General features: G+C 46.9%; 25 protein-coding genes. 17 read left to right on the top strand and 8 right to left on the bottom strand.

Annotated features, from left to right (window positions below; translation table 11 throughout):
• The first annotated feature begins 58 nt into the window (after positions 1-58).
• The 9 genes from mdh (at position 59) to trxB (ending at position 8,214) form a co-directional block, all read left to right on the top strand.
• Positions 59-1,003, top strand: a complete 945-nt coding sequence (gene mdh, locus VFC92_00795; GenBank protein ID HZK06712.1) for a malate dehydrogenase — start codon at positions 59-61, stop codon at positions 1,001-1,003.
• A 71-nt stretch (positions 1,004-1,074) separates the two neighbouring features.
• A complete protein-coding gene (locus VFC92_00790) occupies positions 1,075-1,782 on the top strand; it encodes an NAD-dependent deacylase (protein HZK06711.1) in 708 nt (235 codons plus the stop codon).
• Between the two features lies 1 nt (position 1,783).
• A complete protein-coding gene (locus tag VFC92_00785; GenBank protein ID HZK06710.1) occupies positions 1,784-2,242 on the top strand; it encodes a RecX family transcriptional regulator in 459 nt (152 codons plus the stop codon).
• A gap of 73 nt (positions 2,243-2,315) precedes the next feature.
• A protein-coding gene (gene prfB / locus VFC92_00780; protein HZK06709.1) for a peptide chain release factor 2 occupies positions 2,316-3,417 on the top strand; the annotation gives its coding sequence in 2 pieces (ribosomal slippage) (positions 2,316-2,378 and positions 2,380-3,417; 1,101 coding nt in all).
• On the top strand, positions 3,414-4,139 hold the full coding sequence (gene kdsB / locus VFC92_00775) for a 3-deoxy-manno-octulosonate cytidylyltransferase (GenBank protein ID HZK06708.1): 726 nt from the start codon (positions 3,414-3,416) through the stop codon (positions 4,137-4,139). The genes prfB and kdsB overlap by 4 nt, the downstream gene beginning before the upstream one ends.
• Before the next feature lie 59 nt (positions 4,140-4,198).
• Positions 4,199-5,278, top strand: a complete 1,080-nt coding sequence (locus VFC92_00770; GenBank protein HZK06707.1) for an SPOR domain-containing protein — start codon at positions 4,199-4,201, stop codon at positions 5,276-5,278.
• Positions 5,279-5,316: 38 nt separating this feature from the next.
• The gene (gene trmB, locus VFC92_00765; GenBank protein ID HZK06706.1) at positions 5,317-5,982 is read left to right on the top strand and encodes a tRNA (guanosine(46)-N7)-methyltransferase TrmB; all 666 of its coding nucleotides are present in this window, start codon (positions 5,317-5,319) and stop codon (positions 5,980-5,982) included.
• A gap of 83 nt (positions 5,983-6,065) precedes the next feature.
• Positions 6,066-7,061 (top strand): dihydroorotate dehydrogenase-like protein, encoded by a 996-nt coding sequence (locus VFC92_00760; protein ID HZK06705.1) that lies wholly within the window; start codon positions 6,066-6,068, stop codon positions 7,059-7,061.
• 199 nt (positions 7,062-7,260) lie between these two features.
• The gene (gene trxB, locus VFC92_00755) at positions 7,261-8,214 is read left to right on the top strand and encodes a thioredoxin-disulfide reductase (GenBank protein HZK06704.1); all 954 of its coding nucleotides are present in this window, start codon (positions 7,261-7,263) and stop codon (positions 8,212-8,214) included.
• A gap of 225 nt (positions 8,215-8,439) precedes the next feature.
• Here trxB and ruvB read toward each other — a convergent pair whose 3' ends face one another.
• Positions 8,440-9,468, bottom strand: coding sequence for a Holliday junction branch migration DNA helicase RuvB (gene ruvB / locus VFC92_00750; GenBank protein HZK06703.1), 1,029 nt, complete (start codon positions 9,466-9,468; stop codon positions 8,440-8,442).
• Between the two features lie 273 nt (positions 9,469-9,741).
• Here ruvB and VFC92_00745 point away from each other — a divergent pair, with 273 nt between their 5' ends.
• Together VFC92_00745 and VFC92_00740 are read left to right on the top strand one after the other, a co-directional pair.
• Positions 9,742-10,587: a universal stress protein gene (locus VFC92_00745; protein ID HZK06702.1), complete on the top strand. Its 846-nt coding sequence runs from the start codon at positions 9,742-9,744 to the stop codon at positions 10,585-10,587.
• A 12-nt stretch (positions 10,588-10,599) separates the two neighbouring features.
• Complete coding sequence (locus VFC92_00740) at positions 10,600-11,073, top strand: SPOR domain-containing protein (protein HZK06701.1); 474 nt, start codon at positions 10,600-10,602, stop codon at positions 11,071-11,073.
• A gap of 166 nt (positions 11,074-11,239) precedes the next feature.
• On the opposite strand, the gene VFC92_00735 is transcribed toward VFC92_00740, so the two are convergent.
• From VFC92_00735 to VFC92_00720, 4 genes are all read right to left on the bottom strand, one after another.
• Positions 11,240-12,079 carry a histidinol-phosphatase gene (locus VFC92_00735; GenBank protein ID HZK06700.1) on the bottom strand — a complete coding sequence of 280 codons (840 nt, stop codon included), beginning with the start codon at positions 12,077-12,079 and terminating at the stop codon, positions 11,240-11,242.
• Between the two features lie 157 nt (positions 12,080-12,236).
• Complete coding sequence (locus VFC92_00730; protein ID HZK06699.1) at positions 12,237-13,643, bottom strand: T9SS type A sorting domain-containing protein; 1,407 nt, start codon at positions 13,641-13,643, stop codon at positions 12,237-12,239.
• Positions 13,644-13,656: 13 nt separating this feature from the next.
• Entirely contained in the window at positions 13,657-13,905 is a 249-nt protein-coding gene (locus tag VFC92_00725; protein ID HZK06698.1) for a C25 family cysteine peptidase, read from the bottom strand.
• Entirely contained in the window at positions 13,902-15,167 is a 1,266-nt protein-coding gene (locus VFC92_00720; GenBank protein HZK06697.1) for a peptidase U32 family protein, read from the bottom strand. The genes VFC92_00725 and VFC92_00720 overlap by 4 nt, the downstream gene beginning before the upstream one ends.
• Before the next feature lie 361 nt (positions 15,168-15,528).
• Here VFC92_00720 and VFC92_00715 point away from each other — a divergent pair, with 361 nt between their 5' ends.
• Together VFC92_00715 and fumC are read left to right on the top strand one after the other, a co-directional pair.
• Positions 15,529-17,034 carry an alkaline phosphatase gene (locus tag VFC92_00715; protein HZK06696.1) on the top strand — a complete coding sequence of 502 codons (1,506 nt, stop codon included), beginning with the start codon at positions 15,529-15,531 and terminating at the stop codon, positions 17,032-17,034.
• Positions 17,035-17,045: 11 nt separating this feature from the next.
• Positions 17,046-18,440, top strand: a complete 1,395-nt coding sequence (fumC, locus tag VFC92_00710) for a class II fumarate hydratase (protein ID HZK06695.1) — start codon at positions 17,046-17,048, stop codon at positions 18,438-18,440.
• Positions 18,441-18,467: 27 nt separating this feature from the next.
• On the opposite strand, the gene VFC92_00705 is transcribed toward fumC, so the two are convergent.
• Complete coding sequence (locus VFC92_00705) at positions 18,468-19,898, bottom strand: transporter substrate-binding domain-containing protein (protein ID HZK06694.1); 1,431 nt, start codon at positions 19,896-19,898, stop codon at positions 18,468-18,470.
• Positions 19,899-20,221: 323 nt separating this feature from the next.
• On the bottom strand, positions 20,222-21,247 hold the full coding sequence (locus VFC92_00700; protein ID HZK06693.1) for a GntG family PLP-dependent aldolase: 1,026 nt from the start codon (positions 21,245-21,247) through the stop codon (positions 20,222-20,224).
• A 65-nt stretch (positions 21,248-21,312) separates the two neighbouring features.
• Between VFC92_00700 and VFC92_00695 the strand changes: the two genes are divergently transcribed.
• The 4 genes from VFC92_00695 to VFC92_00680 all read left to right on the top strand — a co-directional run bounded on the left by VFC92_00695 (position 21,313) and on the right by VFC92_00680 (position 25,243).
• Positions 21,313-21,834, top strand: a complete 522-nt coding sequence (locus VFC92_00695) for a nitroreductase family protein (GenBank protein HZK06692.1) — start codon at positions 21,313-21,315, stop codon at positions 21,832-21,834.
• Positions 21,835-21,941: 107 nt separating this feature from the next.
• Positions 21,942-22,757 (top strand): metallophosphoesterase, encoded by an 816-nt coding sequence (locus VFC92_00690; protein HZK06691.1) that lies wholly within the window; start codon positions 21,942-21,944, stop codon positions 22,755-22,757.
• A 3-nt stretch (positions 22,758-22,760) separates the two neighbouring features.
• Positions 22,761-23,381 (top strand): hypothetical protein, encoded by a 621-nt coding sequence (locus VFC92_00685; GenBank protein ID HZK06690.1) that lies wholly within the window; start codon positions 22,761-22,763, stop codon positions 23,379-23,381.
• A 143-nt stretch (positions 23,382-23,524) separates the two neighbouring features.
• The gene (locus VFC92_00680; GenBank protein HZK06689.1) at positions 23,525-25,243 is read left to right on the top strand and encodes a glutamine--tRNA ligase/YqeY domain fusion protein; all 1,719 of its coding nucleotides are present in this window, start codon (positions 23,525-23,527) and stop codon (positions 25,241-25,243) included.
• A 46-nt stretch (positions 25,244-25,289) separates the two neighbouring features.
• Here VFC92_00680 and VFC92_00675 read toward each other — a convergent pair.
• Positions 25,290-25,719: T9SS type A sorting domain-containing protein (locus VFC92_00675; GenBank protein HZK06688.1), on the bottom strand; the 430-nt coding region annotated here is incomplete at its 5' end.

The following is a 25,719-nucleotide window of genomic DNA, read 5'->3' as shown; positions in this document are numbered from 1 at the left end:
ATTTTGCAAACTATGTTTGTAATGCAATCATTTATAATTTTATAAAAACTATAAAGATATGGAAAGAATAACAGTAATAGGTGCCGGTAACGTGGGCGCAACCTGTGCAAATGTGATAGCTCATAAAAATCTTGCTAATGAAGTAGTGCTGGTGGACATCAAAGAAGGTGTTGCTGAAGGGAAAGCACTCGACATCTGGCAAACATCCTCCATCAATAATTTCGACACACGCGTGGTAGGATGCACCAACGATTATTTGCGTACCAAAGGCTCGGGTGTGGTGGTAATTACCTCCGGTGTGCCGCGCAAACCCGGCATGAGCCGCGATGATCTGATAAAAACCAATGCACGCATCATCTACGATGTCACCGAAAAGGTAGTAAAATATTCGCCTGAAGCAATCATCGTGGTGGTGAGTAATCCGCTCGACGTAATGACTTACGCAGCCTGGAAAGCAGCCAACAAACCGGCGCACAAAGTTTTTGGTATGGCCGGCATTCTCGACACAGGACGCTACACCGCATTTCTGGCAACGGCCCTTGACGTTTCTCCCAAAGATATTCATGCATTGCTGCTTGGCGGCCACGGCGATTCCATGGTTCCGCTGCGTCGTTATACTTCCGTAAAAGGAATCCCCATTACCGAGCTGCTCGGCAAAGATGAGATTGATAAAATTGTGGAACGCACGCGCAAAGGCGGCGGCGAGCTGGTGAATCTGATGGGAACTTCGGCATGGTACGCCCCGGGAGCTGCAGCAGCCCAAATGGTGGAAAGCATTGTTGACGACCAAAAACGGATATTTCCGGTGTGCGCTCGCCTCAATGGCGAATATGGCATCAACGATCTTTACATTGGCGTGCCCGTGAAGCTTGGCAAAAACGGAATCGAAGAAGTGATCGAACTCAACCTGAACCAGAAAGAATACAACCTGTTGCACGAATCGGCCAATCAGGTGCGTGCGCTGGTAAAAGTGTTCGAAAATATGAACGTTGCGGGAGAATAATCACAGAAAACCAATTGTTGGGTTGTTAGATTATTTGAATTTCGGGAAATAAGAGAATCTTTCATAAGCAAATGAAAAAAATTATTGTCCTTACCGGTGCGGGAATCAGTGCAGAAAGCGGAATAAAAACTTTCAGAGATGATAATGGGCTTTGGCGCAACTATCGTTTTGAGGAAGTTGCCAGTCCACAGGCCTGGGCTGCCGACCCGGGATTGGTGCTTGAATTTTATAACATTCGTCGCAGGCAGTTGCTCGAGGTGAAGCCCAATCCGGCACATTATGCTCTGGCAAAGTTGCAGGAGTTTTTTGACGTAAGGATTGTGACCCAAAACGTAGATGATTTACACGAACGCGCCGGTTCGAAAAATGTCCTGCATCTGCACGGTGAATTGCGCAAAGCAAGGAGCACTGCCGATGATTCGCTGGTTACCGACATCGATGGATGGGAGTTGAAGCTTGGCGACACGTGTAGCATGGGAAGCCAGCTACGGCCGCATATTGTTTGGTTTGGTGAGATCACCGAAAACATTGTTCCGGCTATTGCGCTGACAGAAAGCGCGGAGGTATTTATCATCATCGGAACTTCCCTGCGCGTTTATCCGGCTGCCAATCTGATAAGCTACACCCCCAGAGGCATACCCCTGTTTTTCGTCGATCCACAAGCGCAGGCCTCTCCTGGTTTTGCTGAATTGCAAATAATCAAACAAACCGCCGGCATGGGAGTTCCGATGCTGGTCGACCATTTGATTGAAGAATATGGTACCCGACAAAAACAATAAAATGAAAACTCAGGATCTGCTTGCAAAAATGAAAAACTTCTGTGCCTATCAGGAGCGTTCCGAGCATGAAGTAGAGCGTAAACTGAAAGCTTTGTGGGTGGAGCCTGATCAAATAACAGAGATAATTGAGACCCTCAAAAAAGAAGATTATCTCGACGAACAACGCTTCGTCGAACTTTTCGTAAGAAGCAAAGTAAACCAAAAGCGCTGGGGCGAAAAGAAGATCAGGTTCGCATTGGCGCACCATCAGATAAAATCATCAGCAATAACCCTTGAGATTCTTAAAATTGACGCTGGTCAGTACCGCGACAATCTGGAGCATATCGCCGAAAAAAAATATCGCCTGATGGAAGAGCTGCCAGCCGACAAAAGGTTTTTTCGGTTAAAAAGTTACCTCTACTCGCTGGGTTATGAAATGCCGCTTATCGAGGAGGTGATCGAACAATACGAGCACGCTTAAGCAAATTGTAAATCACAGAAACAAATTCCAAATAAGTTTCAAAAACCAACTGATCAAATTTCAAAAAACATTTATGACATCAACAGAAAACATCAAGGAGATCAGCCACCGAACGGATGCTCTGAGGAGGTACCTTTGACATCTCCGGAAAAGAACAACAGATAAAAGAACTCGAAGAAATCACCCGGCAGCCCACCTTTTGGAATGATGTGAAAAAAGCTGAGCTGGTGATGAGGGATATACAAGGAATAAAAATCTGGACGCAGGCTTTCGCCAAAGTACAGACGTCGCTCGACGATTTGCGTGTAATGCACGATTTCTACGAAGAAGATGAGGCCACCGAAGAAGACCTCGGAAAGCAATACAGCAAAACCCTTCAGATGGTCGAAGATCTGGAATTCAAAAACATGCTTAGCACCGAGGAGGATAGGCTGGGGGCCATCCTGCACATAAATCCAGGCGCCGGTGGTACCGAAGGTCAGGATTGGGCCGGGATGCTCATGCGTATGTACATCCGTTGGGGCGAACGAAACGACTACAGCGTTAAAGAAGTCAACTTTCAGGAAGGTGAGGTGGCTGGAATCAAAAACGTAACATTGGAATTTGTAGGCGATTTTGCGTATGGATATCTCAAAAGTGAGAATGGTGTTCACCGTCTGGTGCGTCTTTCGCCGTTCGATTCCGCAAACAAGCGTCACACTTCTTTTGCCTCGGTGTACGCTTATCCGATGATCGACGACTCCATCGAAATCATTATCAATCCGGCTGATATTTCCTGGGACACTTTTAGATCGAGCGGTCCCGGTGGCCAAAATGTGAATAAGGTGGAAACGGCGGTGAGGCTGCATCACGAACCCAGCGGCATCATTGTCGAATGTCAGGAAACCCGCTCACAACAGCAAAACCGCGAGAAAGCCATGCGCATGCTCAAATCACAACTCTACGACATCGAATTGAGTAAAAAACAGGAAACAATCACCGAAATAGAAGGCAGCAAACGCCGCATCGAATGGGGCTCGCAGATACGCTCGTACGTGCTGCATCCCTACCGAATGGTCAAAGACGTACGCACAGGTTACGAAACCGGCAACACCCAGGCCGTGCTCGATGGCGACATCAACGAATTTATCAAAGCCTTCCTGATGGAGTCAGGACAGAAAAATAACAAGAAATGAAAATCGTCTGCCTCATCCCCGCCCGCTATGGTTCTACACGATTTCCAGGCAAACCGCTTGCATTGATCGATGGAAAACCCATGATTCAGCATGTGGCAGAGCAAGCGCATAAAGCTGTTAGCCCGGCCAAAGTGGTGGTAGCTACCGATGACGAACGCATCAGCCAGGTAGTAAAAAATTGTGGTTTTGAAGCTGTGATAACGGATGCATACCACCGAAGTGGCACCGAACGCTGTGCCCAGGCGCTCGATATGCTGGATGAAGATTTCGATCTGGTTATTAATATTCAGGGCGACGAACCTTTTATCGATCCACAACAGATCGACGACCTTGCCCGTCTTTTTGATAATGACAAAGTGGAAATTGCCACGCTGATGCTAAAAACGCCGGCAGAAAAAGGACTTCACAATCCCAACGTTGTAAAAGTGGTGACGGGTACGGAAGGAAAAGCGCTCTACTTTAGCCGGGCACCCATTCCTTTTCCACGCGATGCTGCTGATGAAGCAGATTCCTTTTTTATGAAACACATCGGCATCTATGCCTACCGTAGCTGCATCTTGAAACAAATTGTAAAATTGCCTCCCGGAACTCTGGAAGAAACCGAAAAACTCGAGCAGTTGCGCTGGCTCGAAAATGGTTTTGCTATCTACGTAAGTGAGACTTTCGTCGAAAGTATTTCTGTGGACACACCCGAAGATTTATCAAAAATTATCAACAGATAAGTCCTACTTTTGCAGATTCATTATCTTAGCTGTTTTATTCAATAAAAATATTACCACACATGGATATTTCACGACATATCAGCAAGCTGCTTTTTAGTCACGACTGCGTTATCGTGCCGGGCTTTGGCGGATTTGTCAGCAATTACCAATCAACGCGCGTCAACAAATTACAGCACCAGTTTCATCCGCCCTGCAAACATATTTTGTTCAACCCGGCACTGACCATCAACGATGGTTTGCTGGCCAACGAAATAGCTGCCGGTGAAGCAATTAGTTATGAAGAATCTTTGCGGGAGCTTGCTGCTATTTCGCGCGACACGCTGCGTGCACTCGAGCAATCCAAGCCTGTTATTTTTAATAATATCGGAACCTTTGCTCTCGACGGTGAGGGAACCATCCAGTTTACACAGGATCATACCATCAATTATCTTAAAGATGTTTATGGAATGACAGCAGTGGTTTCGCCGGCAGTGCGCCGCGATGGCCGTAGCAACAAGCCTGTGTTCAAAGATCGCAAAACAGCCGTGGGCGCTCCGCAACGAAGCATTTCTGTTCGTCGTGTGGCAGTAGCTGCGGTAATTGTCGTTTTAATTGGGATGGTAGGATTAAATTTTTCGGAATCACGGCAATTTGTTTCAAATCAATGGTCGCAGTTGGCGATGATTTACAACACTAAAAATGTTGTTCCACAAATAACTAAGGAACCAGCCACGATGGTGGAGCCTGTTTCCAATGCCGCTTTTGGAGTTTCATTTGCTTCATCAGAACGTCCCGATCCTGAAGTAGCCGAAATCGTTACGCGTTTGCTCGAAGATTTGCCCACCATTGACAATTCTGCAATAGTTGTGGAAGAAAATATTTGGGAATCAGCACCTGCTGAAAAAGCCCCAGAAAATACAAACGCAGCTTACCAACGCATGTACCACCTGATAGCCGGAAGTTACGAACGCAGTGTAAATGCCACAGAACTTATCGACAGCTATACCCAAAAGGGATTTTCGCCTGAGGTGATTGCCCCGGGCGAAAACGGACGTTATCGTGTGAGCATTGCTGCCTATCTGCGCAAAGAAGATGCGTTGATAGTGCTGGCGGAGGTTCGCGAAAAGTACAATCCCAACATCTGGTTGCTGCGGCAGTAGTAGCTTTAAAATTTTTGTCCAACTGATTTATTTTTATTGTGGCCAAGAGAAAACTACAGCGCTTCGCCGAGAACGACACCTTCCCTCATTTTTTCCAGCCTAATTACAAACAGCTTTTCGATGGTTATGAAATGAAAGGCCGTTGGGCAGAAGTTTTTTTTAAAAACCAAAACCCCATTACGCTTGAGTTGGGCTGCGGCAAAGGCGAATTTACCACCGGACTGGCAGCACGTTATCCCGAAAGAAATTTTATTGGTATCGATATAAAAGGTGCCCGGTTGTGGCGTGGCGCCAAAACTTCGCTGGAAGCCGGGATGCAAAATGTGGCTTTTGTACGGAGCAGCGCCGAGCATCTGAGCTTTATTTTCGGCGAACGGGAAGTTGACGAGCTATGGATCACTTTTCCTGACCCGTTGCCCAACAAACCCAAAACAAAAAAGCGTCTTACCTCGCCACAGTTTTTGGAACGCTACCGCCAAATTGCCAAACCCAGCGCTATCGTTCATCTTAAAACAGATAACGACTTTTTTTTTGAGTATTCTCTGGAGGTGATCCACGAACAGCAATTGCCATTGATTACCTGTACTTTTGATCTTGACAAAGAGGCCGGCCTCAAAGAAGTTTCCGCCATCCGTACCTATTACGAAGAGATGTTCAGAGCCAGAGGCGCCACCATCAAATACCTGAAATTCGAATTAAAGTAGTATTTTTGAACACATTTTTCCGGAATGCCACAAAACATCAGTCATTCCGACATCAATACAAAAGAATTTAAAACAATATTACTATGGCAGATTTAACCACAAAATTTTTAGGCTTAACCCTACGCAATCCATTAATAGTAGGTAGTTCAGGATTGACAGACAGTGTCGATAAAATCAAAAACATCGCAAAAGCCGGCGCCGGCGCGGTAGTTCTCAAATCGTTGTTCGAGGAAGAGATCATTGCCGAAATGGAGGAGTCGATGCATCGGATGACGTCGCGCGAGTTCATCTATCCCGAAACGATGGACTACATGGATCACGACGAAGATGAAGACAGCGTGCGCAAATACCTGCGGCTGATAAAAGAAGCCAAAGCTGCCGTGGACATCCCGGTTATAGCAAGCATCAACTGTGTGAGTGCCCAAAAATGGACATACTTTGCCCGCGAAATTGAAGCTGCCGGCGCCGATGCTCTGGAGCTTAACCTTTTCATCCTTCCCACCGACTTCAACAGAAGCTCAGCTGACAACGAAAAGCTTTATTTCGAGATCATCGAAGCTGTAAAAAAAGAGGTAAAGATGCCCCTGCTGCTCAAAGTGAGTTATTACGCTTCAAACCTGGGGCAACTTCTGCAGAAATTGTCAAAAACCGGCATCAGTGGTTTGACGTTGTTCAACCGTTTTTATAGTCCCGATTTCAACCTCGAAACCTATCAGGTGGTTTCTACCAATGTGTTGAGCCAGCCTTCCGATCTTTCCATATCATTGCGCTGGATTGCTGTGATGGCCAATCGCGTGGAGTGCGACCTGGCTGCTTCCACAGGCGTCCACGACGGCGAAGCTCTGATAAAACAAATACTTGCCGGCGCCAATGCTGTGCAAACGGTATCGACACTTTACAAACATGGTCTCGATCACATCGGCGTGATGCTCGATGACTTGAAGCGCTGGATGGATCACGAAGGCTACGGCAGTCTCAAGGATTTCCGCGGCAAGCTCAGCCAGGCAAAAAGCAACAATCCCGCTTCTTATGAGAGGGTGCAGTTTATGAAAAGTTTCCGCCATTTTATTTTTGAATAATCACTATCCTGCTGCCGCATTGACACCTCATTTCTGACAATAAATTTTGTGAAAACGAAATCTTGTCAGAAATCGATGGTGATATTCATGCGATTTAATAATGGCATGATTTTCACAGCAGGCAGTTTTCACAAAAGTGATTAAAACATTCAATAATTTTTTCTGAAAAGGAAAACAAAAAAACTGAAATACAAAAGCAATGAGCGAAAACATCGAAAAAGTACAATGTCTGATCATAGGATCGGGCCCCGCCGGATACACAGCAGCCATTTATGCAGCCCGCGCCGAACTTAAACCTGTCATTTACCAGGGCATGCAGCCGGGCGGCCAGCTCACCATCACTACCGAGGTAGAAAACTATCCTGGCTTTCCCAATGGTGTGACGGGGCCGGCCATGATGGAAGACATGAAAAAACAAGCCGAGCGCTTCGGTGCCGAAGTGCGCTGGGGCGAGATCACCGATATCGACACCAGTGCGCGGCCTTTCAGAGTAACCACCGACGAAGGCAAGCAACTGCTGGCCGAAACCGTAATTATTTCTACGGGCGCTTCCGCTAAATGGACAGGACTGCCGAGCGAAAAAGAATACAATGGCTATGGCGTTTCGGCCTGCGCTACCTGCGACGGATATTTTTATCGCGGCAAAATGGTGGCAGTAGTTGGCGGCGGCGATACCGCTGTGGAAGAAGCTACCTATTTGGCCAAGCTCGTCAAGAAAGTGTACCTGATACACCGCCGCGATGAGTTGCGCGCCTCCAAGGCTATGCAAAACCGGCTTTTCAAAACCGAAAACGTCGAGATGGTGTGGGACAGCATACCCAAAGAGATCACCGGCAAACAGGATGGTTTTGCCAAATCCGTTACCGGTGTGATTGTGGAAAACGTAAAAACCGGCGCACAAAAGACCATCGACATCGACGGTTTCTTTGTTGCCATTGGCCACAAGCCCAACAGCGACATGTTTAAAGGCAAACTCGACATGGATGAAACCGGCTACCTCATCACCAAGCCCGACAGCACCGCCACACGGGTGCCGGGAATCTTTGCCGCCGGCGACGTGCAGGACAAAGTTTATCGGCAGGCTGTTACGGCTGCCGGAACAGGATGCATGGCGGCACTGGAAGCAGAGCGGTTTTTGGCGGCGCAGGATTAAAAGCTTCTTTTGATCTTGTTCCTTTCTTTACTTCAAAATTCGATATTCCCTTCGACAAGCTCAGGGCAGGCTTTATTCTGCGGTTCGATATTCAAAAATAGAAACCCTGCGCCCTGCTCTTTGCGCCCTGCGCCCTGCGCCCTGCCTTCTTTACTTCAAAATTCGATATTCTACGGTTCGATATTCAAAAATAGGTTTAACGCCACGCTCTTTGCGCCCTGTTTTTTAAAACAGTTTTCCCTGATCCGGATTTTTGATTTTGCCCAGGTGCTTGTAGGCAAAGCCTGTGGCTTCGCGGCCGCGTGGGGTGCGCATCAGGAAGCCCTCCATGATGAGAAAAGGCTCATAAACTTCTTCGATGGTGCCGGCGTCTTCGCCCACGGCCGTGGCTATGGTGGTGAGGCCCACGGGTCCGCCACCAAACTTATCGATGATGGCCAGCAGTATCTTGTTGTCCATTTCGTCCAGACCATGTTTGTCCACATTTAGTGCTGCAAGAGCATATTGTGAAATATCGATGTTGATGGTTCCGTCGCCTTTTATTTCGGCAAAGTCGCGCACGCGGCGGAGCAACAGGTTGGCGATACGTGGCGTTCCGCGGCTGCGGCGGGCTATTTCCATGGCAGCTTCGTCGGAGATCTCAAGATGCAAAATACCGGCTGACCGGAGTATAATCTTACACAACGTTCCGGCATCGTAATAAGCCAGGCGTAAATTGATGCCAAAGCGCGAACGCAAAGGAGCGGTGAGCAATCCCGAGCGGGTTGTAGCACCGATGAGTGTAAAAGGATTTAGTGTAATCTGCACGCTGCGGGCGTTGGGACCGGTTTCGATCATGATGTCGATTCTGTAATCTTCCATGGCCGAGTAGAGATATTCCTCTACCACCGGGCTGAGGCGGTGAATCTCGTCGATGAAAAGCACATCGTTGGGCTCCAGGTTGGTAAGCAGGCCGGCCAGGTCGCCGGGCTTGTCTATTACTGGTCCGGAAGTAATTTTTATACCCACACCCAATTCGTTGGCGATGATGTGCGAGAGCGTGGTCTTGCCCAGTCCCGGCGGGCCGTGCAACAGAGTATGATCCAGTGCCTCGCCTCGGTTTCGGGCGGCCTCTACAAAAATTTTGAGATTATCTACTATCTGGCCCTGTCCGGCAAAACCTACGAAGTGAGAAGGTCGTAACACCCTTTCCAACTCTTTTTCTCCGTTGGAAAGACGTTCGGTATCGGCATCCAGATTCTTATTTATCGCCATTGTTTTATTCTGTTTTAATTTTTCAAAAGTAGCAAAATCGCGGCAAGCAAAGGGATGAAAATTGTGGTAAGATGACAACTCATACCTTGAATAACTTGGGCTTCAAAGAAGAATGGTCGAATTGCTGTTGACGGATTAAGCGAAATTCACGTTGTGGCGGGAAGTCATTGCAGCCTTCTCTGTCTTTCTATCGGTCATCCAAAAAATATCTAATTTAGCCCCGATTTAAAAGTTCTGATGTTGTTGCCTTCGGGCATTTTTAAAACTATTGCCATGAAAAAAATCATTGTTGCCGTCGATTTCTCTACCGGTTCTATCCATGCGCTCCGCTACGCGATTGCTATTGCCAACAAAGCTCAATCCGACATCCTGATGGTTTGGGTTGACAAAACAGCTTCTCCCGAATCCATTTATTCCATCTCTGTCGAAGATTACCGAACAGAAGCTGTGAAGCGTTTTAATGATCTGGTAGATCAGTACCAGCCTTTGCTAACGGGGGGAAAGCTCGAATACAAATTGCGCAAAGGCAAGATTTATCTGGAAATTGCAACCATTGCAAAACGACAACACGCCGACCTGATCGTGATGGGTTCGCACGGCGTGTCGGGCTACGAACAGTTTTGGATTGGCAGCAACGCTAACCGGGTGATCACCAATGCCTGCTGTCCGGTCATCACTGTTAGCAGCAAATTTGAACTAAAACCAGAGATTAAAAAAATCGTCGCGCCGATCGACCATTACAACAATACCCTGCTAAAGCTTCCTTTTACTGCAGACTTCTCCCGGCTTTATCAGTCGGAGCTACATCTTGTCGGTATCTATGCCACCACCATGAAGACGATGAACCAACGCATAGAAAACTTTCTTGACAAGGCGCGAAAATACCTCGACAAAGTCAACGTTCCATATCATATCGAATACATCCATTCGACGGATGTCACCAAATCGACCATCGAATATGCCCAAAGCATCAATGCTGATTTGATTTCGATTATGACCGAGCAGGACGACAATGGGCTTTTGGGTCCGTGTGCTCAGCAAATTGTCAACTACTCGCCAATACCTATTTTGAGCATGCACGAGGATGATGCTAAAAAAAGCGAAAGTTCGTTTGAATAGATTTTTTAAATAATGCAAATACCCAAATATTTTCTTCTTGCTCTGGCCATCTTAGCCAGTGTTGCCATAACGGCACAAAATATTGCTCCGGAACCTGCAGTGCCGCTCGATCGGGTGTTGCCGATGCCACCTGTAACGCAAGGCAACGTTGAGGTTATCCGCGACCAGCGGGTGGATGAGATCGTAAAGATGCACAAGGTTTACAACGAGCGCCGGCAGGACGTAGCTATGGGCTATCGCGTGCAAATTTATTTCGATGCCGGCACCAATTCGCTGGAACGCGCACGAACCGAAGCGCGCACCTACCAGATGCTTTACCCTGACGACACCGCTTATGTTTCCTACAGCGAGCCTTATTACAAGGTACGGGTGGGTGATTTTCGCACACGCCTGGCCGCTGAAGGTTTTCTTCAGCAAATCCTCAGCGTGTATCCCAATGCCTTTGTAATAAAAGATCGGGTGCGCTTGAGCGCAATAAAACCGTAAGCTTTCGTTAGTTTTAGTAAATCTGAAAGGCGTTTTTTTTGATCTGGAGAGCGGAGCGGTTTTCGCAAATTCCAAATGTCAATAAGACAACATCCAATAATTCTATAACCTGATAGAAACAGAAAGCTTATGAGGTTTTTCTACGATAACCTGATAACTTCTTTTTTCAGAAATCTCTTTCCTCCCATCCCTTATCTGTAAAACACATCACCTTCCGGAAGCTAATGCGCCTAAGCGTTTCGTAAGCCATTGGGTAAAACCCATCAATTTCTTCGGGGCGGTGCGAGTCGGAGTTTACGGTGACCGGGATATTCAGTTCAAGCATCCGTGCAAGGATGGCGTCGCCGGGGAAAAGCTCGTCGCTGCGGCCTTTGTAAAGCCCGCGCGTATTCACCTCAACGATGGTGCCGGCGGCGGCAATCACTTCCAGCGTTTGTTCTACCTGTTCCACATACCATTTGTCGGTAGTTGAGAAAAACCGGTTTTGGTTGTGCATTTTTATCTTGTCGAGATGTGCCACGATGTCGGGCTTTTGGGTGGTAATCATATCGCGCATCTGCTGCCAATACGTTATGACAGCTTTTTGGATGTCGCCGCCAAAAACCTGCTGAAATCCCTCCACATAAATTTCCTGCTTCGGTCCATCGATAAACCAAAGCTGCTCCTGGTCAGCATTCCTGACCAAATGCACGCCGCCAATCACATAATCGAGGTTGGCCAGCTTGCGCAAATGATCAAAATCATCGCTGATGCCCGGGATGTAGTCGATTTCGAGGGCTGTGTAAATTTTAAGCCGCGACTGATATTCCTTGCGAAGTTGTGCTATCTCGGCGGCATATTGCAACAATGCCTGCTCATCGCGCAAAGCAAATTTATTTTCGATAGACAATGGTGCATGGCTGGAGAATCCAAGCGTATGAAATCCTTTGGAAACGGCAGCCTCAGTATATTCACGCAATGGCGATGCTCCGTCGCAATAGTTGGAGTGGCAGTGGAGGTTGAACATATTCTGTTTTTAATAAAAAAATAATGGTTTGGAATTAGTTGGGTTGTGGGCTGGTGCTTTCGCTTGCAGAAAATTCAACCCATTCTTGTGAATAGGAGAAAATGCTTACAAGCATTAAGGCTGTGATAATTACGATTGTTTTCATGGTATTTTCATTTTATTTGTTTATCAATATCTTTTTTGTAATCGTATTTTCTGGTGATTTAGCTTTCAGCAAATAAACTCCTGAAGGAATGTCAGTAACAGATAACTCAATTAATGAATTTTTAATAATTGGATTTGTGTTAAAGTTTTTTACCAATCTTCCAGTTAAATCGAGAAGTTGTATTTTGGTTGCTTCAAAGTATAAATTAACATTTATCACGTCTTTTGCGGGAATCGGGAAGATTATAAAATCTGTATCATGTTTATGAAATATTTCAATACTGGTGATATTATCAACATGTATATAATCATACCTGATCCCATAATCCTGAATCGCTTCTCCTGTGATTGAAAGTTTAACAGTATAATATCCTGTATCCTGGTAGATATGTGTAGGATTCTGCTCATACGAATCAATTGTGCCATCATTGTCAAAATCCCATTCCCATGTTTCAGCATCATTGGATAAATCTGTGAACTGTAATGTATCACCTGGTTCTACCAAGGTGTCTTCAGCAATAAAATCCGCAAAAATTGGATCAGGGCCAATAGAGACAGGATGATAAACAGTATATGTTTCTCCATAATCTAAGCTGTGATAAATGTAGATATGTCGTCGTTGCCCCATCAATTGTGCATAAACCACGTGTAAATAAAGCTCACCATTTTGGCGTCCACCTGTTATTCCAATAATTGGTAAATTAGGGCATGTTAACTGATTTTTTAATTTCCAATCAACTCCGTAATTTGAACTAAATAGAATTTTCTTAGAATTTTGGTTACACAAAAAAATATTGCCTTCATTATTTTCCCTCGTGATGTCAATAAAATCTAAACCATGAAAATCAAATTTTTTGATCATTTCTATGTCATCAAAATTGTTAAATGAGTTGAAAAAATATAACGTATCGTTTACATTATATTTTTTAGATATGCAATACCCAATGTCATTATTTAAGTCAATATCAACATCTTTTAATGTGCCAAAATACCCATTGCAAGTATGTGAAGTGAAATTTGAACCATAATTTTCACTATGAGAAATAAAAGATTTATATACTTCCCCAACAATGCGACCAGCATTTATGTATTTATTGATACCTGAATGTTTAAATTCCCAACTCCCATATTGACCATAACTGTCGGAGTAGTACAATGCTTCACCCATTGTAACAAAATATAGACCACCAACAGCTTTGTCAGCAGTAATAGACACTATATTATTTGATAATTGTGAAATACTGTCCATGCAAGATGCGCTATTACCAAAATCAGTTGAATGATAGATTCCGTCATCTCCTTGTGTTACGGTAAAACCAAAAAAGTAAATTTCACCTATGTCTGGTCCTCTTGTAATGGTTTGCGCAATTGAACCAATTGTAAAGTGAAAGAATACGATTAATAAAATTGTTTTTTTCATAATAATTGAGTTTTTATGTTAAGATTAAAATTATTGAATCCAATATTTTACGCACCACATTTTGCACCTGCTCGGTATCATCCACGCTGCAGCGGCCTATCATAATATCGGGGTAGGGGTCGTACTCTCCGGCTATGCTGTCGTAGGTAAGCTGGGTGAAATAGATATCGTGGCCCTCTTGATGCGGGGGGACGCAAACATCAAACCTTGTTTTCTGTGTTTTAGGATTTGAAGTTAAACCGTCTGAATAGTGTGCGTTCATTGGTCGGCACTTTCGGGGTTATCATCAAACATCCTGAAAACTTTGTCCATGCGTCGCACAGTTTCTTTTACGGGGATCGAAGCCATGTCGCCTTTCACGGTAATCTCCACAGGCTTTTCGTCCACACGTATTTCGCCAACGGTGCCTTCGTAAACGCCGGTGGTAGGTCCGGTGATTTGAATATCGTCGCCCATGGCAAGCTGCTTCGTCTCCATCTTTATTTCGGCCACACCGATTTTAGAAAAATAATTGGTAACTTTTCCCACGTATTCTTTGCGGCGTGTGGCCATCGAGCCATAGCTCTCGGTCCATTCGCCGGTTTTGCGTCCCAGATAATAGCCATCCCAGAAACCGCGGTTGTAAACCGTGGCCAACTCGCGGTTCCAGCGTTCGATATTTTCGGCGGTGTAATGGCCTTGCAGCACGGCATCGGCAGCTTCGCGATATACACGGCTCACCACTTTCACGTAATCGCCCTGGCGGCCACGCCCTTCGATTTTGAGAACCCGCACGCCGGCGGCCAGTATCTTATCCAGAAAATCCACCGTCTTCAGGTCTTTGGGCGACATGATATATTCGTTGTCGATGGCCAGCTCTATTTCATTGTCGAGGTCAGTAACTTTGTAGCCACGGCGGCACACCTGCAGGCAGGCGCCCCGGTTGGCCGAGGAATTCATATTGTCGAGGCTCAGGTAGCATTTGCCCGAAACGGCCATGCACAAAGCGCCGTGGGCAAATACTTCAATCTGCACCAAATTGCCGGATGGCCCGGTGATGTTTTGTTCTTTGATGGCGCGGGTGATGGCGCCGACTTGCTCCAGCGAAAGCTCACGCGCCGTCACCATTACATCGGCAAACTGCGCATAGAAGCGCACTGCCCTCAAATTGGTGATGTTGGTTTGGGTTGACATGTGTACCTCCACCTGCTGGGAGCGGGCATAGTCGATCACAGCCATATCAGAAGCAATGATGGCGCTGATGCCGTTTGCTTTGGCAGCATCCACTATTGTTTGCATTTCATCGATTTCGTCGTCGTAAATAATGGTGTTAAGCGTGATGTACGATCGTTTGCCGTGCTTGCGGCATATTTCGGAAATCCTGGCCAGGTCGTCGAGCGTAAAGTTTTTGGAAGAGCGTGAGCGCATGTTGAGTTTGCCCACGCCAAAATAGACCGAGTCAGCGCCTCCCTGAATGGCAGCCATCAGCGATTCGTACGAACCTACCGGCGCCATGATCTCTATTGTATCGTGTGGTGTTGTCATAGTTTAAAATCTTTGTTTCATTGTAATGAACGTTGGTTTCAGCAGTTACTTATGTCGTTGTATTTACCTTTTAAGATCACATTTTTGATGATTAAAAATAAACCTGGATTCTTCATTTATCACATTCCTTTATTCAACAACAAAAAACAACAGTCTGCCCTGTGTCGGTTGCGGTGGCTGAGCTTGTCGAAGCCAGCTTGCCGAAGGGAACAACAAACGATGAGCAAAAATAGCTTGTTTTGAAAATGATAAAGTAGAGCCATTTTACGCAGGAATCCAAAAACTGGCTATTTTTGCCATAATGTGTATGATCATTACAAATTACTATTAACATCAACTCACGTAAAATCCTATTTAGACTATGAAACTTTTCAGTATCATTCAAAAGCATTTATTTCTGATTGTCCTTCTTTTTCTGTTGTCATTTCAGGCGGAGGCGCAGCGGACAAATCAAGCGGAGGCACAGCGGGCAAAGTATGTTTTTTATTTTATCGGCGACGGCATGGGTCTGGCGCAGGTAGCTGCAACTGAAGCTATGCTGGCTGCCCGACACAACAAGGACGGCTTTGAACATCTCAACTTCAGCGAGTTTCCTGTAACGGGGCTTATCACCACACACGCTGCCAACCGCCTCGTCACCGGGTCGGCTGCCGCAGGAACAGCGTTGGCTTCCGGACACAAAACCAATATCAATCGTATTGGCATGAATGGCGACAACACTGAGCCGCTCAACTCGATAGCCTATTACGCAAAAGCGCGCGGCAAAAAGGTGGGAATTATCAGCAGCGTGAGCATCGACCATGCCACACCGGCAGTGTTTTATGCCCATCGTCCCGACCGCAACGATTATTATGAAATATCACAAGACCTGGCCGCCAGCAACTTCGACTTCTTTGGCGGCGGCGGATTTGCCAAACCCGATGGCGGCGGTAAGAAAAGTCCTAGCTCCTGGGAGCTTGCGCAAAAAGCCGGCTACACCATCACCCGTACCCGCGAACAATTCGACACATTATCACCGGCCGTAGGCAAAGCGCTGGCAGTAGCGCCGCGTCTCGAATCTTCGGGAGCCATGCCCTATGCTATGGATCAAACTGCTGACGACATACCGTTGTCAGCATATGTCGAAAAAGCTATTCAGATGCTCGACAACGAAAGAGGCTTTTTTATCATGTGCGAAGAAGGCAAGATCGACTGGGCTTGCCATTCCAACGACGCCGTGGCTATGGCCTACAATATAGAGGCGCTGGCACATGCCATCGAACCGGCATTGAAATTTTATCAGAAGCATCCTGACGAAACACTCATCATCGTAACCGCCGACCACGAAACTGGTGGTCTCGCCCTCGGGTACGCCCTCACACATTACGAAAGCTATCTGCAGATGCTCACAGCACAAAAAGTATCTATGGATCGTTTTGCCAAAATAGCAGATTCCACATTTGCCATCGAAGGACACAACCACCCCGATACCGCTATGGCGCTGGTGTACAAATATTATAAACTTGGAACTGTGGATGGTATTCTGTTGACAGATCGTGAAAACAAACTTTTGCAGGATGCCTATCTGGTAACCACCAAACAGTTGAAATTTGAAGACGAAGATGAGATGCGGTTACGCTATAGCTATGAGAATGCCTTGGCAGCTACCGCCACGCGTATCCTCAACAACAAAGCCGGTCTGGGATGGACCACGTGGTCGCATACAGGATTGCCGGTACCGGTGTATGCTATTGGCGCTGGCGCGGAATCTTTTAGCGGGGTTTACGACAATACAGATGTGCCCAAAAAAATAGCGCAGGCTATGGGTATAAAAATGGAAGACAGAAAAATTAGAGAAGACCAGAAATTGATTATTTTAGACAAATAAAAATAGTTCAGATGAAAACAAGAACCGAACACGACACTATGGGAACGGTAGAAGTTCCTGCCGACAAATACTGGGGCGCGCAGACACAGCGATCTAAAGAAAACTTTAAAATCGGGCAGCCCGGCTCTATGCCCAAAGAAATCATCACAGCCTTTGGCATCCTGAAAAAGGCCGCCGCTATGGCCAACTATGAGCTGGGCGTTTTGCCTGAAGAAAAACAAAAGCTCATCGGCCGCGCCTGCGACGAAATCATCAATGGCCAACTCGACGACAATTTCCCGCTGGTGATATGGCAAACCGGCTCCGGCACCCAATCCAATATGAACGTAAACGAAGTGGTGGCCAACCGCGCACACGTGATGCATGGCGGCACCCTCGACGACAAACAAAAGTTTATCCATCCAAACGACGACGTCAACAAATCGCAGTCGTCAAACGATACTTTCCCCACGGCCATGAGCATTGCGGCCTACACTGCCATCGTCACCGTTACCCTTCCGGGGATAAAAAAATTGCGTGATACACTTGCCGCCAAAGCAAAGGATTTTGAAGATGTTGTAAAAACCGGCCGCACCCACCTGATGGATGCTACGCCGCTGACGCTGGGCAACGAGTTTTCGGGATATGTTTCACAACTCAATCATGGCATTCGCTCACTTGAAGCTACATTGCCGCATCTTGCCGAATTGGCGCTGGGTGGCACTGCCGTAGGCACCGGACTGAATACGCCCAAAGGTTATGCTGAGCTGGTTGCAAAGAAAATTGTTGAAATCAGCGGATTCCCTTTTGTGACCGCGCCCAACAAATTTGAAGCGCTTTCGGCTCACGATGCAATGGTAGAAACCTCCGGCGCCTTAAAAACCCTTTCGGTGAGCCTGATGCACATCGGCAACAACATCCGGTTGTTGGCTTCGGGTCCGCGCTGCGGGATCAGTGAGCTTATCCTTCCGGCCAACGAACCCGGATCATCCATCATGCCCGGAAAAGTCAATCCCACCCAAAGCGAAGCGCTCACTATGGTGTGCGCACAGGTAATTGGCAACGACATGACCATTGCTGTGGCCGGCACCCACGGACAGTTTCAACTCAATGTGTTTAAACCCGTGATGGTAGCCAATCTGCTGCAGTCGGCGCGATTGCTGGGTGACGCCTGTGTGTCGTTCACCGACAACTGTGCCGTGGGCATAGAGCCCAATCTTGTTGACATCAATAAAAATTTGGAAAATTCGCTCATGCTCGTCACGGCGCTCAATACGCACATTGGCTATGAAAATGCCGCTAAGATTGCCAAGATAGCCCACAACGAAAACAAAACTTTGCGCGAAGCAGCCCTCGAATCAGGATTGGTAACGGACAAGGAATTTGATGAATGGGTGGATCCGCGCAAGATGCTTGGTCACAAGTAAGTGTGATGATTGCCGACTGCTTTCTGACTACCCCGGAATAACATTGCGATAATGCTCGAATCGCTGCAGGATGTCGTTGACATAATTGAAGGATTCTTCGCCACGGCAATAGCCGTAAAAGACAACGTCATCGTTGTAATATTTAGGGTTGGATTTGTTGAGCAGAAAATAGTCCACATTGTTGGCCCACACGTTTGGGTCGCGGCCATACTTTTCGGCCAGGCGACGGGCGTCGAAGACGTGGGCAATACCGGCATTGTATGCGGCGAGTACAAATTTGATACGCTCGTCGGGGTCTTGCACAATATCTTTAAACCTATTATCGAGCATTTTCAGATACTTTATGCCGGCGATAATATTTTCGACAGGTGACGAGAGGCTGTCGACGCCATAAATTTGGGCGGTGCCGGGCATGAGCTGCATCAGTCCCTGCGCGCCCATCCATGAAGTGGCATCTGTCTGAAACCGCGATTCCTGAAACACCAGCGAAGCTACCAATCGCCAGTCCCATCCCAGCTCGTTGCTTTTCTGCCTGAGGATGTCGTCCCATTTGGAGATACGTCCGCTGCGCACCGAGTGATATTTGTGTGCGAATTGCATTGAGCGGGGATTAACAAAATATTTGTTATAAATATGCTGTGCTATGCGGCTGTCGGTGAAAGTCCCGAGCCATTCGTTGAGATTTTGCTGTAGGGCATTGTCTTGCTTTTTCATTGCCCAGGCCACATTTTGTGGAAAGCTAAGTGCTGTTTCCACGTCGATATCGGGGAAATATTTCTTGTTTACGATGGCCACATGTTCATCGCACACGGTGTAATCTATCTCACCGCGGGCTACCATCTCTATTAGTTTTTCATCCGACTGCGGAAACTCCACGATCATAATACTGTCGCCCATTTCTTCCTGCAGGTTGTGCAGACGCAGGCTGTAAGCCGAATGGCGTGGTACGTACACCATTTTGCCGGCCAGATCGAGCGGGTTGCGGATAAGATGCTGCTGCACTTCGGCAGTGGTGCGCATCTGCCGCCAGTTGGCGGGCAGTCGTTGCACCAGAACCTGGCGGGTTTGCAGCAAAGGTTTGCTGAAGTCGACCTGCCGAGTGCGTTCACCAATAACTTTTATTCCCATGGCAATCAAATCTACCTTGCCACGCTCAAGGTCGGCAAGTGCTTCTTCGTAGCTATCATTAACAATCAGCTCCAGATCCACGCCAAGATGTTGGGCGTAAGCCTCGAGCATCTCGTATTCATAGCCCGCCGGTTCGCCACGGTAGATAAAATAATTGGACGAATTATAATTGGTGGTGGCTATGAGTTTGCCTCTTTGCAGTATGTCGCTCAGCGACTTATCCTGTATAGCAGCAAGGGCGTCAGTGTCAGAAGAAGTTGAGTCAATGTCACACGAGTGAGGTATCAGTATGGTTGTCAAGGCAATCAATAAAATGATCCATTGTTTCATCTAGTGTTGCTTTTAAAATTGGGCGGCAAAGATATTATCATTTTTATAACCTGAATCATCTTAAAGGTTTTTAACATGATATGAGTGCTTTTATAACCCTATCTTAATGAATAGAATAGTGCGTAATAACTTCTTTTACTGGTTTTTAGATTCGTAGTAGGAACAATAAAATTAAATTTGAGATGGAGAATCGCAAGATAAGCTTCTATTTGTTGTACCTCAGATTTATAGACATAGATTTATGGTAGGAAACAGTTGCTGTAAAGCCTATGGCATAAAGGATGCGGTTCCGCAGTTTTCAATATTCAAAAAGATACTTTCTACTATCTACCTTTTGTTTTTCGCAGCAGCGAGCAAGCTTCCTCCAGATGGTCGTCGTTGAAGTCGAGATGAGTGACCATGCGGATGTACTGTTTGCCGAAAGGTACTACCAGCAGCTCTTTTTCTGCCAGCATTTTGATAAACATTTCTGCCGGCATAGCTTCGTTAAGACGGAAAAGCACAATGTTGGTTTCTACCGGCAGTACCTCCTCAATGAATGGAAGTTCTTGCACAACTGCGCCCAAAGTCGTCGCTCTGTTATGGTCGTCCTTGAGGCGGTTGATGTTATTTTTCAGGGCATAACTGCCAGCTGCGGCAAGATAGCCGGCCTGGCGCATTCCGCCACCCATCATACGCCGGAAGCGACGTGCCTGCCGGATGAAATCGCTGTCGCCCATTAGCAAGGAGCCAACGGGAGCGCCCAGCCCTTTCGACAGACAAACCGAGATGGAATCGAATGCCCGGCCAAATTGAGCGGGATCGTCGCCGGTGGCTGCCAAGGCGTTGAAAATTCGTGCGCCGTCGAGGTGCATTTTCAAATCATTTTCGGTACATACCCGGCGGATGCGGATGATCTCATCAAAATCCCAGATACTTCCTCCCCCTTTGTTGCAGGTGTTTTCGATCGAAACGAGTCTCGTTACAGGATGATGTACGTCGATGCTATTGATGTTATCGATAACATCCTGCGCTGTAAATTGACCGCGATTGCCGGGCAACAGGCGCACTGAGCAGCCCGAATGGAAAGCAATGCCGCCGCCTTCGTGGATGTAGATATGCGCAGTATGATCACAGATCACCTCGTCGCCGGGCTGCGTATGTACTTTTATTGCAAGCTGATTGGTCATGGTGCCCGACGGACAAAATAGAGCCGCTTCCATTTCAAAAAGTTGAGATGCATATTCTTCGAGTTCTTTCACCGAGGGGTCTTCCCCAAAAACATCGTCGCCAACCGGTGCGGCAAACATGGCCTCACGCATGGATTCGGAGGGGCGTGTTACGGTATCGCTGCGCAAATCAATTTTCATAGTTTCAATTTTTTTATATTCAGCGCAAAAGTAGGCTTTTATTATTTTTACCGAAAATAACGATTATGAATATGAACTTCCAACAACTCATCCGGCAGCGCGAAAGCATCCGCAGCTATGATACGCGTCCGGTAGAAACTGAAAAGCTGTACCGCATTCTCGAAGCGGGTCATCTGGCTCCTTCGGCATGCAACCGGCAACCGTGGAAATTTTACCTGATTTCCGAGCCCGAAAACCTAAAGCTGATGCACCAATGTTACAGCGGCGTGTGGTTGTACGATGCGCCACACATACTGCTGGCGGCAGGGCAGCGCACCGCAGCCTGGACGCGCAAAGCCGACGGCTACAACTCGCTCGAGACTGATCTTACCATCGCCATGGATCACATGATTCTGGCTGCCACAGCAGAAGGTATCGGCACCTGCTGGATTTCTAATTTCGACCCTGAAAAGCTCAAACAATCAGGCTTGTTCAAATCTGAAGAGATCATTTTTGCTTTTACGCCATTGGGCTATCCTGCAAAAGAAGTGGGACTGGGGAAACAAAAAATCAGAAATGACTTTTCGGAGATGGTGGTATATTTGTAAAAACTTTAGACATTTCTATTTTTGACACCATGAAATTAGCCGTGACAAGCGATCGATCCCCGCGGCAAATTCCATTGAATAATTTTTACAAATCTAAGTTTTTTAAGATGAAAAAAATCATGATACTGTTGATAACCGCTCTTACGCTTCTGCTGGCAACGACAGCCTGCGAGCGGCTGTTTGAATACACGCCCTATTCGTCGAACGTGCGCCACGAACGGCTCAATACCCACAGCAAAAACCTTGAGAAGCTGCGCCTGATTGAGCAACAGATAGCGGCTGAAGACACTTTTAAAATAGGACTGATTGCCGATAGCCATACTTATTACAACGGCCTCGCGGAGGTTGTAGAACAAATAGAAAGTGACCAGGATATCGACCTGGTGCTTCATGGCGGCGATTTGACAGATGGCGGCATGATAGCCGAGTACAACATTTTTCACAAGCTAATGCACGACCTGAAGATGCCTTACTTTACCGTTATTGGCAATCACGACTGTCTGGCCAATGGAAGGCTTATCTATAACGATATGTTCGGGCCGGAGAACTACAGTTTTGTTTTTAAAAATTGCAAATTCATCTTTTTCAACAATATTATTTGGGAGCTCAACAATGCCGAACCTGATTATTTTTGGCTTAAAGAGGAGCTGTTTAGCAACGTTCAATACGATCATGTGTTTGTGATTGCGCATATCCCGCCGTGGTCCGACCAGTTTACACCGCTCAACACTAACGCTTATCGCATGTTGATGGACTCTGCCAAGGTTTCCATGTCGATTCACGGGCATCACCACGACCATTATTTTGGTAATTATTTCGGCGACAGCATCCCATACCTGGTCATCGGATCGCCGGGCAAAGATACCTGGTGTACGCTCACCGTTACGCCCGACACACTCATTCTCGAAACCAAAAAACTCTGAGCCATGACAAAAAAGCTACATTTCCCTATTTTTTTGGTTTTGATCATGATGCTCATTATGGCTCCGGCTGCGGCGCAGGATACCATCATTCGCTTCAAGCGGGCTTTGACGCCCAATTACATCAACCTGCAATATGCCGGCAATTATGGCGCCTACATCGCCGGGGCAGGATATTATCTTAACCACAAACACACCCTGCAGCTGGTGGCGGGCTATGGCTACACAACCAAGCAAAAAGCCAACAAGCGTATTCACAACATTTTTGTAAAAGGAATTGTGGTGCCGACGACTTTCGATCTGAAAAAAGGCTGGATGCTGGCACCACAGATGGGAATCACCATCAGCCGCCAGTTTTCGGGTGCGGGAAACACTTTTGTAAGATTGCCCAAAACCTTTCCCGACGGATATTACGCCCCCAATGCCTTAAGGTTTCATCTGAACCTGGGCGTCAAAGTAAGAAAGCAGCTTAAAGATTACACCTTTATCAAAGCCATCGACTTCTACGCCGAAACCACCACCAACGACCTTTACATGACCTATCTGCTAAAAAGCAAGGAGGTGCAGTTTCGCAATATCTTCAGCATGGCGCTGGGCATCAACCTGATTATGTTTGAGAAAAACTGATTTATTTCAAGGAATTGCGATCACTTTTTTAATCTCAATAATCTGATTTTTAATAAAAAAACAATTTGACACCGCCATTTTAGGCTAATTTTGCTTTTTTGTAGTATGATTTTAAAATGCTCATTTATAAATAACAGAGTTTTATGACTGAAAGTAGAAATCCAGAAATCGATCCGAAGAATATGGAATCGCGTCAGGGCGGATCGGTGAATTTTATCGAAGCCATCATCAACGAAGACCTGAAACAAGGAAAAAACAACAACCGGGTGCACACGCGGTTTCCGCCGGAACCCAATGGTTATCTTCATATTGGCCATGCCAAATCGATTTTGCTAAACTACGGCCTGGCTAAAAAATACAACGGGAAATTCAATTTGCGTTTCGACGATACCAATCCCACCAAAGAAGAACAGGAATATGTCGATTCTATCCTTGAGGATGTAAGTTGGCTTGGTGCCGATTGGGAAGACCGGCTTTTCTTTGCCAGCGATTATTTCGATCAGCTTTACGAATGGGCAGAGAAAATTATCACCGATGGAAAGGCTTACATCGACGACCAGCCGGCAACCATCATTGCGCAACAGCGTGGTACGCCGACCCAACCCGGCATAGAAAGTCCTTTCCGTACCCGCAGCGCTGAAGAAAATCTGGATCTGTTTCGCCGCATGAAAGCCGGCGAGTTCCGCGACGGCGAAAAAGTGCTGCGTGCTAAAGTAGACATGAGCTCGCCCAATATGCACATGCGCGATCCGGTGATGTATCGTATCCTGCATGCACACCATCACCGTACCGGCGACCAATGGTGCATCTATCCGATGTACGACTGGGCACACGGCGAGTCAGATTATCTCGAGGGAATCACCCACAGCATCTGTACGCTCGAATTTGAGGTGCATCGGCCGCTTTACAACTGGTTTGTCGATCAGATACAAACGGACGAATACCGCCCGCAACAAATCGAATTTGCACGCCTCAACATGACCTATACCGTGATGAGCAAACGCAAGCTGCTGGAGCTGGTCAACGAAAAATTTGTAGAAGGATGGGACGATCCACGCATGCCCACTATCTCCGGATTGCGGCGTCGGGGTTACACGCCGGAGTCGCTGCGAATGTTTGCCGAAAAAGTGGGCGTAGCCAAACGCGACAACGTGATAGATGTGGCGCTGCTCGAACACAGCATCCGCGAAGACCTCAACCGCCACAGCCCGCGCGTGATGGCCGTGCTCAACCCACTGAAGGTTGTTATCGTTAACTACCCGCAGGAGCACGAAATGGTCACTCTCGAAAATAATCCTGAAGACCCGGAGGGCGGTACACGCGAAGTGCCTTTCTCAGGAACTTTGTTTATCGAGCGTGAAGATTTTATGGTCGATCCGCCCAAAAAATTCTTCCGTCTGGCACCCGGCCTCGAAGTGCGTCTCAAAGGTGCCTACATCATTCGCTGCGAAGAATACAAAACAGATGATAAGGGAAATGTCACTGAAGTGATATGCGCCTATGATCCCGATACCAAAAGTGGCGGTGCCGGTAGCCAGCGCAAAGTAAAAGGTACGCTGCATTGGGTTTCGGCGCCCCACGCCATCGATGTACATGTGCGCATGTTCGACAGGCTCTTCCTGAGCGAAGATCCCGAAAATGTGCCCGAAGGCGAAGATTACAAGAAAAATATCAATCCCGACTCACTGCAGATTCTTGAAGGTTGTAAAGTAGAACCCGGACTGAAAGAGGCAAAGCCTGGTGAGAAATTCCAGTTTCAGCGGCTCGGATATTTTTGTGTGGATAAACTTTCCACACCCGGCAATCTCATCTTCAACCGCACGGTGCCGCTGCGCGATTCGTGGGCGCGGTCGCAGGGATAAGAAAAGCATCGAACAGCGAGGCGGTTATCTAAACCCTGCAAGGGTTCTACCGAACCACCAGTCTTGTCTGCCTTGCAAATCTTCCATCCGGCATAAGCCGTAGCAGATAAATACCCGGTCGCAGGTGTGAAATATCTATTGCTATCTGTTGCGTTCCTCTTTCATAAATGGTTGCCGGTACTTGGTGCACCAAAACACCGGTGATCGAAAAGATTTGAAGCGAAACCTGCTGTGCATTTTCTAAATCAAAAGCTACCACAAAATTTTCTTTAGCAGGATTTGGGAAAACCTGAAGTGCAGTGACTTTCCTGCCCGAAATTTCAGGAGATACAAAGCCCAGCGGAGCGGCATCAAACTCATAGGCGCCCATGTCGATGATGGCGGTGCCGTTGTGGTTGCCGTCCCAGATGCGGTGGTTCATCAAAAGGTCGCCGGCGGGCAGCAACAATCCCAAGGTGTCAGGTGTGCCGGTATCA

Source organism: Bacteroidales bacterium (genome assembly GCA_035647615.1).
In the GTDB taxonomy this organism is placed as follows: domain Bacteria; phylum Bacteroidota; class Bacteroidia; order Bacteroidales; family 4484-276; genus SABY01.
This window is presented reverse-complemented; position numbering and strand designations above follow the sequence as displayed.

Excerpts from the sequence above, each read along its gene's own strand:
- VFC92_00720 (HZK06697.1), bottom strand. The coding sequence starts at position 15,167 with ATGACAACACCACACGATACAATAGAGATCATGGCGCCGGTAGGTTCG.
- VFC92_00715 (HZK06696.1), top strand. The coding sequence starts at position 15,529 with ATGAAACTTTTCAGTATCATTCAAAAGCATTTATTTCTGATTGTCCTT.
- fumC (HZK06695.1), top strand. The coding sequence starts at position 17,046 with ATGAAAACAAGAACCGAACACGACACTATGGGAACGGTAGAAGTTCCT.
- VFC92_00725 (HZK06698.1), bottom strand. The coding sequence starts at position 13,905 with ATGAACGCACACTATTCAGACGGTTTAACTTCAAATCCTAAAACACAG.
- VFC92_00695 (HZK06692.1), top strand. The coding sequence starts at position 21,313 with ATGAATATGAACTTCCAACAACTCATCCGGCAGCGCGAAAGCATCCGC.
- VFC92_00700 (HZK06693.1), bottom strand. The coding sequence starts at position 21,247 with ATGAAAATTGATTTGCGCAGCGATACCGTAACACGCCCCTCCGAATCC.
- ruvB (HZK06703.1), bottom strand. The coding sequence starts at position 9,468 with ATGGCGATAAATAAGAATCTGGATGCCGATACCGAACGTCTTTCCAAC.
- VFC92_00730 (HZK06699.1), bottom strand. The coding sequence starts at position 13,643 with ATGAAAAAAACAATTTTATTAATCGTATTCTTTCACTTTACAATTGGT.
- trxB (HZK06704.1), top strand. The coding sequence starts at position 7,261 with ATGAGCGAAAACATCGAAAAAGTACAATGTCTGATCATAGGATCGGGC.
- VFC92_00680 (HZK06689.1), top strand. The coding sequence starts at position 23,525 with ATGACTGAAAGTAGAAATCCAGAAATCGATCCGAAGAATATGGAATCG.
- VFC92_00785 (HZK06710.1), top strand. The coding sequence starts at position 1,784 with ATGAAAACTCAGGATCTGCTTGCAAAAATGAAAAACTTCTGTGCCTAT.
- VFC92_00790 (HZK06711.1), top strand. The coding sequence starts at position 1,075 with ATGAAAAAAATTATTGTCCTTACCGGTGCGGGAATCAGTGCAGAAAGC.
- VFC92_00735 (HZK06700.1), bottom strand. The coding sequence starts at position 12,079 with ATGTTCAACCTCCACTGCCACTCCAACTATTGCGACGGAGCATCGCCA.
- VFC92_00770 (HZK06707.1), top strand. The coding sequence starts at position 4,199 with ATGGATATTTCACGACATATCAGCAAGCTGCTTTTTAGTCACGACTGC.
- VFC92_00690 (HZK06691.1), top strand. The coding sequence starts at position 21,942 with ATGAAAAAAATCATGATACTGTTGATAACCGCTCTTACGCTTCTGCTG.
- mdh (HZK06712.1), top strand. The coding sequence starts at position 59 with ATGGAAAGAATAACAGTAATAGGTGCCGGTAACGTGGGCGCAACCTGT.
- VFC92_00705 (HZK06694.1), bottom strand. The coding sequence starts at position 19,898 with ATGAAACAATGGATCATTTTATTGATTGCCTTGACAACCATACTGATA.
- VFC92_00745 (HZK06702.1), top strand. The coding sequence starts at position 9,742 with ATGAAAAAAATCATTGTTGCCGTCGATTTCTCTACCGGTTCTATCCAT.
- VFC92_00685 (HZK06690.1), top strand. The coding sequence starts at position 22,761 with ATGACAAAAAAGCTACATTTCCCTATTTTTTTGGTTTTGATCATGATG.
- VFC92_00760 (HZK06705.1), top strand. The coding sequence starts at position 6,066 with ATGGCAGATTTAACCACAAAATTTTTAGGCTTAACCCTACGCAATCCA.
- kdsB (HZK06708.1), top strand. The coding sequence starts at position 3,414 with ATGAAAATCGTCTGCCTCATCCCCGCCCGCTATGGTTCTACACGATTT.
- VFC92_00740 (HZK06701.1), top strand. The coding sequence starts at position 10,600 with ATGCAAATACCCAAATATTTTCTTCTTGCTCTGGCCATCTTAGCCAGT.